We start from the raw sequence: 13,673 nt of genomic DNA, 5'->3' as shown, positions 1-13,673 counted from the left end.
CAGCATAGTACCTTTCCACGAGTTCCTCTTCTGTCAGGTGTTTCATGCCATTACCTTCAACTGCGTCAGGCGGTGGCGCACTTTCTGCACCGCGCGATAGACGCTTTGCTTCGCCGTGTTGGGCGTAACGTTCAACGCCGCTGCAATCTCCTCTGTACTGCGATCTTCAAAGTGCCGCAGCACGAAGGCCATCCGCTCCATCGGTGTCAGGCCGCGCATGGCCACCTCCTGCATGACCGCGATCTCGGCGCTGATGGCGAGCCGCTCGGGGTCGGGCTTGAGATCGGGGACCTGTACAGCATCCTGCTCGGGATCGGTCTCCTCACTTACGCGCCGGGACTGTTCGGTCCGCCGCCGGGCGAGGCGATCGAGAGCGCAATGGGTCGCGATCCGGTAGATCCACGTTCCGAAGTCTGCCCTGGACTCAAAGCCAGCCAGACCTTGATAGGCGCGCAGGAACGCGTCCTGCACCACGTCATCCGCATCGGCCTGATTTCCCGTCATGCGCCAGGCCAGGCGGAAGAGCATGCGGCTATGGCGCTTGACCAACTCGCCATAAGCGTCGCGATCACCGGCAAGCACTGCGTCGATCGCGGCTCGGTCTGTCTGGCCCATGTTGCTCATAAGACAGATCAGTGTACGCCGGGGTTAGGGAAAAACAGGGAAAGAGGGAAAAAGGGAAAGAGGGAAAGAGGGAAAAAGGGACAGAGGGACAGAGGGAAAAACAGGGACAGAGGGAAAAAACAGAAAAAGAGGGAAAAACAGGGACAGAGGGAAAGAGGGAAAGAGGGACAGAGGGAAAAAGGGAAAGAGGGACGGAGGGACAGACGGGGAGTGCGCGGGGGTCTGGCGGAGTAGCTGACTTCAGGTGCGGGTGTGGACTCCGAGTTCCTGGTCTTTGTACTGGAGCTGGTAGAGCTTCCAGTAGAGCCCGCGCTGGGCGAGCAGTTGCTGATGCGAGCCCATCTCGCGCAGCTGGCCTTTGTGCATGACGAGGATGGTGTCGGCGCGCTGCACCGTGGAGAGGCGATGCGCGATGAGCACGCTGGTGCGGCCTTCCACCATGCGCTCAAGGGCGCTGCGGATGCGGAGCTCCGTATCCGTATCGACGCTGGAAGTGGCTTCATCGAGGATGAGGATGCGGGGGTTATAGGCCAAGGCGCGCGCGAAATTGACGAGCTGCTTCTGCCCCGTGGAGAGGGAGTTGCCGCGCTCCTCGACGGGTTGGTCGAACTTGTTGGGGAGCGACTCGACGAAGTCCAGCACGTTGACATCGCGGGCCGCCTGGGTCATCTGGTCGTCCGTGATGGAGTCATTGCCGAGGCGGATATTGTCGGCGATGGTGCCGGTGAACAGGAATGGATCCTGCAGCACGACCGCGAAATGTTTCCGCAGTTCCTCAAGGTCGTGCTCGCGGACGTCGATGCCGTCGAGGAGTATCTGGCCGGCGGTGACCTCGTAGAAGCGCATCATGAGGCTGGTGAGGGTGGTTTTGCCGGCGCCGGTGTGCCCCACGATGGCGACGGTCTGGCCGGGTTCGATGGAGAAGGAAACGTCCTTGAGGATCCAGTCGATGTCTTTCAGAGCGGCCAGTTCGGCGGTCGCGGTAGCGCCGTCGCGCGCCGCCACGACGACGAGATTGACCGCGGTTTTCTGCTCGGGCGTGAGCTTCTGGTAAGTGAACCAGACGTGGCGGAACTCGATGCGGTTGGAGCCGTTGCCGGTCTTCGGCCGCAACGGCGAGACGATCTCCGGCTGCGTATCCATGAGCTTGAAGATCCGCTCGCATGCGGCCATGGCTGCCTGCAGGATGTTGTATTTGTCGCTGAGGTCCTGAATGGGCCGCCAGAAGCGCAGCGAATACATGTTGAACATGGCCAGCATGCCCACGGTTACGGCGCCATGTGCCAGCACGCTCCAGCCGCCCCACCAGAGGACCAGCGCCACGGCGACGGTGCTGAGGATGTCGACCGCGGGGTAGTAAAGCGCGTAGGCAAAGATGGTGTCTTTGAACGCGACCATGTGCTGGCGGTTTACAACTTCGAAGTCCTGGTAGGCGCGCTCTTCGCGATTGAAGAGCTGGACCACGCTCATGCCGCTGATGTGTTCCTGGGTGAAGCTGTTGATGCGCGCGATGGCGGCACGCACGCGGCGGTAGCTCTCGCGCACGTGATTGCGGAACAGCCTGGTCACTACCAGAATCAGCGGAAGCACGCTGAAGGCCAGCAGAGCGAGCCACCAGTTGGTCCGCAGCATGATGATGGCCATGATGGTGAGGGTGACGAAGTCGTCCACGATGGCCAAAATTCCGGCTGTGAACATTTCGTTGATGGCGTCCACGTCCGACGTCAAGCGGGTGACCAGCCGTCCCACCGCATGGGTATCGAAGAAGCCTACGTGCAGCCGCTGCATGTGGCGGAAGATGTCGCGACGCAGGTCGAACATCATCTTTTGGCCCAGCCACTGCATCAGGTAGGTCTGGACGAACTCGAAGGCATAGGCCAGCAGGAGCGTCGCCGTATAAAGCTCGGCGAGGCGGGTGATGCCGAGCCATGGGTCGGTTGGCAATCTGCGGCCGAGCCAGCTCAGTCCAGCAGTCGGATCTTTCACCAGGTAGCGGTCAATTGCCACCTTGAGCAGATAGGGTCCGGCTACGTCGCTCATCGATTTCAGCATCACCGAGATCGATGAAATGACCACCTGCGCCCAGTAGGGCTTTATGTACCGGCCCAGCCGCTTGATCAAATCCGAGTCGTAAACCTTGCCGACGGGCTCGTCGTCGGGCTTCCTGGCGGGCGGCTTCGAGTCAGTTTCAGCGTTCGCGGACGGCCGGGCACCATTGCCACTGACGGGGGCGTCGGCGCCGGGAGCAATGGCGGCCGCGCCGGGCCCAGCCTGGTCCATTTTGCCGTTGCCGCGGTTGACCAGCGACTCAGCCGTTCGATCCAGCCCCTCCGCCAGCCGCCCCCCGTTTCCCTGAGAAGGAACCGGCGGCGCTTCAGTGCGTGGGGAAGTCTTGTGCGTATCGTCCGTCATGGGGGCAGGCTTACTTCTTCATTGTACGAGGCAGGCGGGCACCGGCCGGTCCGGCCTGCAACGCCTTGCAGCCGCCTTGATCCGTCTTTTCATAGACCGTGGTCCCGCTTCGTGGTATTCCTTCGCGCGGTCTCGAATTCGATCTAAGACTTCCCTGGATGGCGCATCCCGTACCTCCAGTCCCGGAATCCCATTCGCTCCCCCCGATCTGGTTGCGTCCCAACTGCTGTCGCCGGAGTGCTCTCGCGCGAAATTTGCTTCTTCTGCCCGGTCGGTTTTTCGCTGCGCTCAGAAGGACAAATGTGTGGGCCAGTGCGGAGCGAGCGGGTCGAGGGTCGTGGTCTCCCATCCGGTCGGCAGAAAAAAGGCGACAGGATGGGGCACGGTAGCTCATGGGCGGGCGTGCCGGGCGAAGCCCACCCTGCTCCAAGCGTCATTCCATCCGCTACTCGCCGCTGGCGAGTCAGGCTGCTCAGAGGGACAAATCTAGATTTGTCAGTCGACGAGGGCGTCGGCGAGGGTGAGGTGGCGGTGGAGTGCGTCGATGCCGAAATCCAGCTCCTCATTTGTGACGATCAGCGGCGGGGCGATGACGAAGTGGCTTACCCAGGACTGCTGCGCTACGCCGTCGGCCATCATCCTGGCCGCGATCTGATCGACGACGAGGGGTTTGCCTTCGATCTTGTCGCGCATGGTGTTGAAGGGCTCTTTGGTGTTGCGGTTCTTGACCAGTTCGACAGCGAAAAAGAGACCGAGGCCGCGGACGTCGCCGATGGAGGGATGGCCGGCTTTGAGCGCTTCGAGTTTGTGGCGGAGGTAGGGCTCGAGGGAGGCGGCGCGTTCGACGAGGTTGAGGCGCTGCATCTCTTCAATGGTGGCGACGGCGGGTCCGAGCGTGATGGGGTGCGCTTCGTAGGTGTGGCCATGGGAGAAGTAGTGGTCTTCGAAGTAGTCGGCAAGCTTTTTCGTGGTGGCGCAGAGGCCGAGGGGGACGTAGGCCGAGGTGATTCCTTTGGCGGTGGTGAGGATGTCGGGTTTGACGCCCCAGTGGTCCACGGCGAACCACTGGCCGGTGCGGCCCCAGCCGGTCATGACTTCGTCGACGATGAGCAGGACGCCGTGGCGGTCGCAGATTTCGCGGAGTTTGGGCATGTACTCGGGCGGAGGGACGAGCACGCCGTTCGTGCCGACGATGGGTTCGACGATGACGGCGGCCACGTCGCCTTCGCTGCGGATCATGTGGTCGATGTAGTCAGCGCAGGCGATGCCGCAGCCCGGATAGGTGTGGCGGATGGGGCACTTGTAGCAGTTGGTCTCCGGCGCGAAGACGAAGCCCATGGCTTTGCCGGCGGGCTCCATGGCCCAGCGGCGCAGGTCGCCGGTGGCGGCGATGGAGGCTGCTGTCGAGCCGTGATACGAACGATAGCGGGAGATGATCTTGTTGCGGCCAGTGACCATGCGGGCGATTTTGAATGCGGCCTCGTTGGCCTCCGTGCCGCTGGTGGCGAAGAAGAACTTTTCAAGGCCGGCGGGGAGAACTTCAAGGAGCTTGAGGCTGAGCCGGGCGCGGGCATTGGTGGCGTAGGCCGGGCCCATGAAGGGCAGTTCCCTCGCCTGCTCGGCGATGGCCTCGATGACGCGCGGGTTTTTGTGGCCGAGGTTGACGCACATCAGCTGCGAGGACATGTCGAGGTAGCGCTTGCCGGTATCGTCAGTGAACCAGCAGCCTTCGGCATCGACGACGGGCAGAGGCTTCCAGCCTTTCTGGAATCGCCAGGTGCCGTAGTTGGTGGCGCGGGTGAGATCGCTGATGTTATCGGGGATATGTTGGCTCATGGCGTCCCTCGGGTAACTTAGAGGTCATGGTACGGCATGAGGGGTTTGGATTCAGCGGGTCAGCGCCGCTGCGCGGCGAGCGAGTCAGCGGGGGCGATCTGGCGAGGATGCGTGTGCTGTTCAGACAAGAGCGGCGCGGCGTGGTGATTGCCTGGACTGAATGCAGGAGAAGGATGCATGAGTGACGGAGAAGAGGAGCGCAAGGAGCAGGAGTGGCGGCGGGAGCAGGAGAAGCGCAAGCAGAGCGAGGATCCGGAGGAACGTTATCCCGTGGATCAGTGGGTGCCGGAGCGGAAGGAATCGTGAAGGTACGCAGACTGAAATGCCTCCGCGATGTACGGAGGCATTTCAAGCTTGCGCGCTCTTACGGCTGGCTGGCTGGAACCACCGGCAGGCTGATGTAGCTGGCGTGGTCGGGCGCATGCCAGATGCGCTGCGTGGCTTTCTGGTAGTCCTCGGGCTGGGCCGTGAAGATATTAGGAACGAACTTTTGGGGATTGCGATCATAGAGCGGAAAGAGGGTGGACTGCACCTGCACCATGATGCGATGGCCCGTCTGGAAGGTGTGGTTGACCATGGGCAGCGCGAACACGTAGGGCAAAGGCTCGTTGGGCTTGATGGCTTCAGGGTGTTCGAAGCTGGTGCGGTAACGCCCGCGGAAAATGTCGGTGGAGATGGGCAGTTGGTATCCGCTCATTTCTGTGGGTGGAGAGATACGGTCGGGCTGCACATCGATGATCTTCACAACCCAGTCTGAATCGGTTCCTGTGGTGGAGGCGACGAGGTGGACCATGGGTTCGCCGGAGAGCTTCATGGGCTCGGTGAGCGGGTCGGAGACATAGGTGAGGACGTCGGGGCGGCCGTCCACGAAACGCTGGTCGGTGACCAGCCAGGTGCGCCAGCCAGTGGGATCGGCGGGATCGACGGGGCGGGGACGATACGGAACCGGCTTGGCGGGGTCGGAGACGTATTCGTCGTAAGAGGCAGCGGAGCTGGCGGAGTTCGGCGTAAAGCTTAGCTTGCCGCCGGATTCCAGGTAGAGCGGTTTCGTCGCGGCCGGGCAGCCCTTCTCGCATGCCTGCGGAAAGACTTTGTCGCTGTCCCAGCGATCGGATCCGGTGTCGTAGAGGAGAGCTGTGGGAACGCTCGCCTTGGGAGAGCCGGGCTTCAGATATTCATTGAAGAAGGGCAGCAGGTAGTCGCGGCGCCATTGGGCGGTGGTGTCCGTGGCGAAGGTGTAGGGTCCGAGGGTGCGGCCTTCGCGGTTGACCTGCGAATGGAACCAGGGTCCCATGACGATTTTGTTCAGTTCGTCAGACGCGCCGCTGGCCTTCAACGCGCGATAGGAGTGGTTGGCGCCCCACATGTCTTCCTGGTCGTAGAGGCCTTGCTCCCAGAGGGTGGGCACGGTAAGGGGCTTCTGCGCTATGAGCTTGTCGAGAGCCTGGCTTTGCCAGAAGCCGTCGTAGGCGGGGTGATCGCGCATCACGTGCCAGTAGGGCAGTTGTTCCGCGCCGAGCGAGCTGGCGAATGCATCGGCGGAGCCGGCGGCAAGGAAGTTGCTGTAGTCGTCACGACCGGGGTGGGGGACGTGCGTACCTTCGCCGCGGGCGCTGGTCTGGCCGATGACGTAGTCGATGTTGGGCTGGCGGAAGGCGCCGTAGTGGAACCAGTCGTCACCCATCCAGCCGTCGATCATGGGGCTTTCCGGCGCGGCCACTTTGAGGGCGGGGTGGGGGTGGAGCAGGGCCATGACGACCGTGAAGCCCTCGTAGCTGGAGCCGATCATGCCGACGCGGCCGTTGGACTCAGGCACATTCTTCACAAGCCAGTCGATCGTGTCGTAGGCGTCGGTGGTGTCGTCCGCGCCGGTGGGGTTGTAGCCGGAGGCGACCGGCGGCGGGGTCATGTTGTAGGGACCTTCCGAGCCGTATTTGCCGCGCACATCCTGGTAGACGCGGATGTAGCCGGCTTCGACAAAGACCTCGTCACTGAGGGGGAGAGCCTCAACCATGCGCGGGCTTTTGGAGCGCTCGGCGCGCTTGGCGGCGTTGTAGCAAGTGCGCGTCATCACGATAGGCGCGTCCTTCGCCCCTTTGGGGATGACGATGACGGTGTAAAGCTTGACGCCGTCGCGCATGGGGATCATGACGACGCGCTTTTCGAAGTCGGTTTCGCGGGCTGGCGGGGTGAACTTCGCGGGCAGGTCGTCCGCGGGCAAGTCTTTCTGCTGGGTGAAGGCGGGAATGCAGGCAAGGGCTGCAAGGGCAACAACGGCGAGATGTTTTCTCAATGTTCCTCTCGAATTCGCTTCAGGGAAGCATGCGGGGAGTGTGGTGCAGGATGAAAACAGCGTAAACCATCGGCTGCGGTTGATTGATCGGGTCAAGTTGCGTTGGCGCTCGCAGGCAGCAAACAGCAGGCGCGATTTGAGCATCTCACGTTTTACCGCCCTGCACTCCGACGCCGTTCTCCTAAGGCGTCCGGTGGTCGCCAAGACACTCGTCTACATATCAGATCAAGTTCCCGTTCGCCCTTGTTGCCTGCACGCGATGTGACGTTGCGGGCACTGCGTCTGAAGCCCCCTGCCTGCGGAGAGTCCTATGAAACTTACGCGGGTACTCAGTCTCGCACCCATCTGCACGCTTGCAGCAGTCCTGCATGCGCAGAATTTCACCGTGCTGCACAGCACCAACACCCCTCAGATTCCTTCACCCACCCTGACCCAGACGCGGGCCGGCTACCTGATGAGCACCGGAATCGCACCTACCACATCGGGTTCGTCGGAAGGGGCCTGGGTCTATCGCTACACGGTCTCAGGAACTCTCACGTATCTGTACCACTTCCCGCCGTCCGTGACGAACTACTACATTCAGAATCCCTCGGGAGGGATGACGCTCGGTCTGGACGGATGGTTTTACGGGGTCACCGATTACGGCGGCGACTACAACGACGGCACCATTGTCAAGATGAGCTCGGTCGGCGCGGTACAAACCATTCACGTCTTCACCGGCGGACAGAATGGCGGCCGTCCTTTCGATGCGCCGCTGTTGACGATGTCGGGCGATTTCTACGGAACCACGCGCGGGGACAGCTCAGACAACTCAGCGTCGGTCCTCTATCGCTTCACCAAGGACGGGAACTTCACCAGTCTGCACGTGTTTACCAACGCCGGAGAGACTCCCGCGGCGCCGCTGATGCAGGCAACGGACGAATGGATCTACGGGGTGACCGGGTTGGGGGGCGCGCACAGCCTGGGCTCGATCTTCAGGACCAATCGGTCCGGCCAATTTGAGACGGTATACAGCTTTGACGGGGCGCACGGCACGGGTCCCAATGGCACGCTGCTGCAAGGCAACGACGGGTCGTTCTACGGAACAACGCAAGAAGGGGGGACCGGGCCTTACGGCGGCTACGGCGTGGTGTACAAGATGTCACCGTCGCACCAGGTTTCCGTCGTTCACGCTTTCACAGGAGGCAGCGACGGAGCGTACCCGTACAGCCTGGTATCAGGCACGGATGGAAACCTGTATGGATATGCTCAACTCCAGGATGTGAATGGGGGCGGCGGGGGAATTTTGTTCCGCGTGACGCCGGCAGGCACCTTTACGGTGCTGCACGCCTTTGATGTCGGATCTCCCGGAGACATACCAATTGCTCTGATTCAGCACACCAACGGAAAGCTCTACGGCGACACTGCCAACGAGACGTCCGCGATGGATGCCGCCGGCGCCTGGTATGGGATCTTCTACAGTTACAATCTCGGGCTGAGCCCGTACGTCACATACCTGGCAAACTACGGCCGGCCAGGGATGCAGGTGGACATATTGGGCGAGGGTTTCACGCCTGACAGCCAGGTGTTCATCAATGGCATGCGTGCGCAGGTCATTTCACAGACTTCCACGTACATCACGGCCATTGTTCCCAGCGGGGCCACGACCGGCTGGATCACGGTGACCACGAGCCTGGGCACATTGCGGAGCGACAAGAAGTTTGTGGTCCGGCCTTAACGTTTATGGGTTGTCAATGCACAAAGCCCCCGGAAAACCGGGGGCTTTGGGTTGAGTTGAGGTTTGTTTATGCCGAGTAGAGCAGGATGCCTGCGGCCTTCTCTTCACTGCCGGTGTCTTCGGGGCGCACCGGGCGGTAGAAGAGCTGGTTGTTCTCGCCACGCCACAGAAGCCGACGATCGTCTAGCGGGCCAAGTCTGCTGTGAACAGGTTTACTTTGTCTCCGTCAATTCCAAAAGCGGTAAACGTACCTCCCTGTTCGCATGCAATGCTGAAAAGGGGTCCAGACGAAACCGAGAGTTCACGCCTCAGGTGACCGTCAGATGGGTCAACTTCGTACAAAACATAATTTTTGGCTTCGGGTCTGGCATCGATTTCGGTCTTGTCGGATAGGTTTTCCCTTCGCACGCGGATGATCCAACGGTCCTCGGAGGGAATAATCGTGTCTATGACAAAGTCCTTTGGGATCTCCAGCGGAACCTCGCGTACGACTCCGCCAGCACCCACTTCGAGAATGGGTAGTTTTGTGTGAGCTTGATACAGGAGAATCTTGCCTCTCACCGGTGCAAATAGCCACCAACTTATGCTCGACTCTGCGGGCGCTTGCTTGGAGATGTCGCCACTCCGACCTTCCACGAGCGCAGGACTGTTCTGCAGGTCTGAGGGTATCTCAATCGACCGGACAAGCTGAGCGTCAGAGTCCAAGAGGAGGAGTTTTGGAACGGCGTTCGGCCGGTCATATGCGAGTGCCAAAATGGAGTCGTCAGGGAGAAGTCCGATCCGCCAGAAGTGATAATCGGCGGAGAGTTCCAGAAGCTCCTTGAACCCGCCTGAGCTGTCGAATTCGGCAACGTAGTTCCGGTGCTCGCCGGTGAACACAGCTTTGGAAGGCATCCCCGGACCGAGCGAAACGGAATTTGGCGCCTTTGTCCGGTCCTTTGTTCCGTTGACTAACATCACTACCATCGAATCGGAGACAGAATCGGCGCCAAAGACGGGGTCGTAAAGCCCAGGGATGGATGTTATTGAGAATTGCCGCCCACCTTTTGGATCGAGTGACGAAACCGTTTGGACGCCGAAGCTTTTCTGATCGATGAAGGACACGTACGGAATGCCACGTGGAGAGCACAAGACCGGCAATACAAAGGCCTGAGAGGCTCCCGTTCCGGTTATCGGTCCTTTCGGCTTGAAGTCGAGTGATGTTACGGGGATCTGAGCCTCCGCGACATGTTTGATCTCGCGAGGGCTCCGGGAGGCAGATCCAGGTCTGTCTAACTTAGAGGCGGGCTGCAGTGGGGCAGGTGATGATACCTGCCCCACCGCAGCAATTCCCTGCAAAATGAGCCACACGCCGAGGAATCCTATTCTCATTTGCTGAGGACCTCCAGACCGGGAAGGGTGTGCTGGCGCGTAGGTAATAAGCTTTCGTCGGAGTGCTGAAGCGGCTTTTCTGCGAGAGCAACGAGCAGAGGTCGATATTCCCCCTTGCAGGAGGAAACTATGACATCCTCGTGCATTGCGAGTTCTAATAGCTTTTGCGCACATTCGGATCGCTGATTCTCCCTGATCCATTGCAGGACTGGGGTATGGTATGGCAGTCCGGGTAGCTTTGGCCACAGCAAGAAACCGACCCGCAGACGAAGTAAAGGCCATAGGGACCTGGGGCCCATGGCGTGTGAGAAGTTACACTGTTATTGCATACCGGGTTTGAGCAGCTGATGTAGTTGTTTTGCAATGCCTGAGTGCATTGCGCGAACGACAGGTTGGCCGTGGCTAACAAGACCACCGCGAACACAAATCCCAGTTTGGAAATTCGCATTATTCCCCTCGTTTCGTGAATTAGGGTGAGAATCAACACCCCATAACTCGCCAGCGATTATCCCCCCCCCCCGCTTTTGAAAGTAAAGGTTACGTAAGTCCCATGCTTATAAGCGACCGCAATCGCCAATTATAGATGCGGAATAACCACAAAGCCCCCGGGAGAACCGGGGGCTTTGTGTTGAGTTGAGGTTTTGGTCAAGCCGAGTAGAGCAGGATGCCTGCGGCCTTCTCTTCGGTGCCGGTGTCTTCGGGGCGCACCGGACGATAGAAGAGCTGGTTGTTCTCGAGGTAGACCTCGAGGAACGCCGGCCGGTCCGGAATGTGCCCGGCGATGAGGGCTTCAGAGAGCGGGTCTTCGACGTAGCGCTGGAGGGCGCGGCGCAGGGGACGAGCCCCGTAGCTGCGGTCGACCAGCGTCTTGTCGAGGATCCACTTCTTGGCGTCCTCGGTAACCGAGATGGTGATGGCCTTCTGCGCCAGGTTGGCGTTGAGCTGCTGCACCAGCAGTTCGACGATCTGGATCAGGTCGGCGTCGTTGAGCGACTGGAAGAGGATCACTTCGTCGAGACGATTGAGGAACTCGGGGTTGAAGGTCTTCTTCACCTCGTTCTTGACCAGCTCCTCCACCTTCTCGCTGACCAGGTCGTCGCGATCGCTGGCAAAGCCGAGTCCCTGCTTCTTCTGCAGGTGGCGGGCGCCAATGTTCGAGGTCATGATCAGGATGGTGTTCTTGAAGTCGACGGTGTTGCCGAGGCCGTCGGTCAACTGGCCGTCTTCAAACACCTGCAGCAGCAGGTTGAAGACATCGGGGTGCGCCTTTTCGATTTCGTCGAGCAGGACCACCGAGTAGGGAGACCGCTTCACGCGTTCAGTGAGCTGGCCGCCTTCCTCGTAGCCCACGTACCCCGGAGGCGAACCGATGAGCTTCGAGACCGAGTGCTTTTCCATGAACTCCGACATGTCGAAGCGGATCAGCGCCTTGTCTGAGCCGAAGAGGAACTGCGCCAGGGTGCGGGCCATTTCCGTTTTACCGACGCCGGTGGGCCCAAGGAACAGGAAGCTGCCAATGGGGCGGTGCGGCGACTTGAGACCGGCGCGGCTACGGCGGATGGCGCGGGCGAGAGCCGAGATGGCCTTTTCCTGCGAGATCACGCGTTTGTGGAGCTCTTCTTCCACGCGCAGCAGCTTCTGCGTCTCTTCTTCCTTGATGCTGGTGACGGGAACGCCGGTCCAGCGGCTGACGACATCCTCGATGTCTTCGCGGCCGACGATGCCGGCGGCGGAGTCATCCAGGTGGTACTTGTCGCGCAGGGCGCGGAGGGTTTCGCGTTCCTTGCGTTCTTCGTCGGAGTAGAACCGGGCCTTCTCAAACTCGTGGTTGGCGATGGCCGAGTCCATGCGGTGGACGATGAACTTGATGCGTTTCTGGACTTCAGTGATCTCCTCAGGCAGCGAGGTCTGGCGCAGCTTGACGCGGGCGCCGGCTTCGTCGATGAGGTCGATGGCCTTGTCTGGAAGGAAGCGGTCAGGGATGTAGCGGTTGGAGTGCGACACCGCAAACTCGATGGCGTCGTCGGTGTAGCTCACCGCGTGAAATTTTTCGTAACGGTCCTTGATGCCCATGATGATTTTGATTGCATCGGCCTCGTTGGGAGGCGGAACCTTTACGGCCTGGAAGCGGCGCTCGAGGGAGCGGTCCTTCTCGATCGACTTGCGATATTCGCCCGGCGTGGTTGCGCCGATGCATTGAATTTCGCCGCGCGAGAGGGCGGGCTTGAGGATGTTGGCGGCGTCGAGGGAGCCTTCGGCCGAGCCGGCGCCGACCAGCGTGTGCAATTCGTCGATGAAGATGATGGAGTTCTGATTTTCCATCAGCTCCTTCATGATGGTCTTGAGGCGCTCCTCAAACTGGCCGCGGTACTTGGTGCCGGCCACGATCAGGGACAGATCGAGCGCGAGCACGCGTTTGTCAGCCAGGAACGTGGGTACTTCTCCGTCCGAGATGCGCTGAGCAAGACCTTCGACGATGGCGGTTTTGCCGACGCCGGGCTCGCCGATGAGCACTGGGTTGTTCTTGGTGCGGCGGCACAGGATCTGTATGACGCGTTCGAGCTCGCCATCACGGCCGACGAGGGGGTCAAGCTGAGCGTCCATGGCCGCCTGAGTCAGGTCGCGCGAGAATTCAGCCAGCAGGCTGGACTCGCGCTGGCGCTGCTGTTGGGGCGCCTTTTCCTGCGTGACGCGGGCCAGCTCGTCGCGGATCTGCGCCAGCTTGAGGCCGCGCTCCTGCAGGATTTCCGATGCAAAGCACTTCTCTTCCCGCAGCAAACCAAGGAGCAGGTGTTCAGTCCCGATGTGCTTATGGCCCAGGCGCTCCGCTTCTTCCGCCGCGTATGCGAGCACGCGCTTGCACTCATTCGAAAGCGGCAGATCGACCGAGGTCGATACCTTCTCGCGAATCGTGGTATGAGCCTCGATCTGTTTACGGATCGACTCCACGGAGGCGTGCGAGCGCAGGAAACGGTTGGTCAGCGCCTTGTCCTCGCGCAGCAAACCAAGCAGCAAATGCTCGGTTTCGATATAGGGCGAGCCGAACTGGCTGGCCTCATACCGCGCGAAGAAGATCACACGCCGAGCCTTCTCCGTATAGCGTTCGAACATGGTGTTCTCCTAAAAATCAGGCTGTCGGCTGGTGTAGTTGTCCGGTAAATCGTGCCCGAATCGGGCTCGCTTCCGGCTTCAACCCGCCCGTCGCGCCTGCCGCAAAACAAATGCCGCCCGTGGCCCCGACCAAAATTCGTGCCTGCCTCGGAACAGCTCTCTGGATGGTTCCGGAAGGTTCTCCGCTCGCCCGAACTTGTTGCTATCCCTGAGCTTCCATCCGACTTCCTTGCCGGTGAACGGCCGGGTGGGGAATCTGTTCCCGGTCGCGTACCCCTTAGTGTATGAGACTCACTTGGAGCCCATAAC

The 13,673-nt window shown here is 60.7% G+C and carries 8 protein-coding genes; 2 read left to right on the top strand and 6 right to left on the bottom strand.

All coding sequences use genetic code 11. The features are described from left to right. Window positions 1–42: 42 nt before the first annotated feature. From VGL22_RS01730 to VGL22_RS01720, 3 genes are all read right to left on the bottom strand, one after another. A complete protein-coding gene (locus VGL22_RS01730; RefSeq protein ID WP_465265145.1) occupies window positions 43–615 on the bottom strand; it encodes an RNA polymerase sigma factor in 573 nt (190 codons plus the stop codon). Between the two features lie 249 nt (window positions 616–864). After that, window positions 865–3,036 carry an ABC transporter ATP-binding protein gene (locus VGL22_RS01725; protein ID WP_465265144.1) on the bottom strand — a complete coding sequence of 724 codons (2,172 nt, stop codon included), beginning with the start codon at window positions 3,034–3,036 and terminating at the stop codon, window positions 865–867. Window positions 3,037–3,531: 495 nt separating this feature from the next. Continuing rightward, window positions 3,532–4,872 carry an aminotransferase family protein gene (locus VGL22_RS01720; RefSeq protein ID WP_465265143.1) on the bottom strand — a complete coding sequence of 447 codons (1,341 nt, stop codon included), beginning with the start codon at window positions 4,870–4,872 and terminating at the stop codon, window positions 3,532–3,534. Between the two features lie 177 nt (window positions 4,873–5,049). Here VGL22_RS01720 and VGL22_RS01715 point away from each other — a divergent pair, with 177 nt between their 5' ends. After that, entirely contained in the window at window positions 5,050–5,178 is a 129-nt protein-coding gene (locus tag VGL22_RS01715; protein ID WP_465265142.1) for a hypothetical protein, read from the top strand. 58 nt (window positions 5,179–5,236) lie between these two features. Here VGL22_RS01715 and VGL22_RS01710 read toward each other — a convergent pair whose 3' ends face one another. Further along, window positions 5,237–7,165, bottom strand: a complete 1,929-nt coding sequence (locus tag VGL22_RS01710; protein WP_465265141.1) for a CocE/NonD family hydrolase — start codon at window positions 7,163–7,165, stop codon at window positions 5,237–5,239. A gap of 310 nt (window positions 7,166–7,475) precedes the next feature. Here VGL22_RS01710 and VGL22_RS01705 point away from each other — a divergent pair, with 310 nt between their 5' ends. Next, window positions 7,476–8,882, top strand: a complete 1,407-nt coding sequence (locus VGL22_RS01705; RefSeq protein WP_465265140.1) for a choice-of-anchor tandem repeat GloVer-containing protein — start codon at window positions 7,476–7,478, stop codon at window positions 8,880–8,882. Window positions 8,883–9,065: 183 nt separating this feature from the next. Here the strand turns inward: VGL22_RS01705 and VGL22_RS01700 are convergent, their stop codons facing one another. Further along, window positions 9,066–10,253 (bottom strand): hypothetical protein, encoded by a 1,188-nt coding sequence (locus tag VGL22_RS01700; RefSeq protein ID WP_465265139.1) that lies wholly within the window; start codon window positions 10,251–10,253, stop codon window positions 9,066–9,068. A gap of 645 nt (window positions 10,254–10,898) precedes the next feature. After that, window positions 10,899–13,364: an ATP-dependent Clp protease ATP-binding subunit gene (locus VGL22_RS01695; RefSeq protein ID WP_465265138.1), complete on the bottom strand. Its 2,466-nt coding sequence runs from the start codon at window positions 13,362–13,364 to the stop codon at window positions 10,899–10,901. Between the last annotated feature and the right edge of the window lie 309 nt (window positions 13,365–13,673).

The organism is Occallatibacter sp., from assembly GCF_036502485.1.
GTDB lineage: Bacteria > Acidobacteriota > Terriglobia > Terriglobales > Acidobacteriaceae > Telmatobacter.
Note: the sequence above shows the minus strand (reverse complement) of the source record. Positions and strands in the feature narration are given on the sequence as shown.

Coding starts and splice junctions, on each gene's coding strand:
- VGL22_RS01695 (WP_465265138.1), bottom strand. CDS start 13,364: ATGTTCGAACGCTATACGGAGAAGGCTCGGCGTGTGATCTTCTTCGCG.
- VGL22_RS01730 (WP_465265145.1), bottom strand. CDS start 615: ATGGGCCAGACAGACCGAGCCGCGATCGACGCAGTGCTTGCCGGTGAT.
- VGL22_RS01705 (WP_465265140.1), top strand. CDS start 7,476: ATGAAACTTACGCGGGTACTCAGTCTCGCACCCATCTGCACGCTTGCA.
- VGL22_RS01720 (WP_465265143.1), bottom strand. CDS start 4,872: ATGAGCCAACATATCCCCGATAACATCAGCGATCTCACCCGCGCCACC.
- VGL22_RS01700 (WP_465265139.1), bottom strand. CDS start 10,253: ATGAGAATAGGATTCCTCGGCGTGTGGCTCATTTTGCAGGGAATTGCT.
- VGL22_RS01715 (WP_465265142.1), top strand. CDS start 5,050: ATGAGTGACGGAGAAGAGGAGCGCAAGGAGCAGGAGTGGCGGCGGGAG.
- VGL22_RS01725 (WP_465265144.1), bottom strand. CDS start 3,036: ATGACGGACGATACGCACAAGACTTCCCCACGCACTGAAGCGCCGCCG.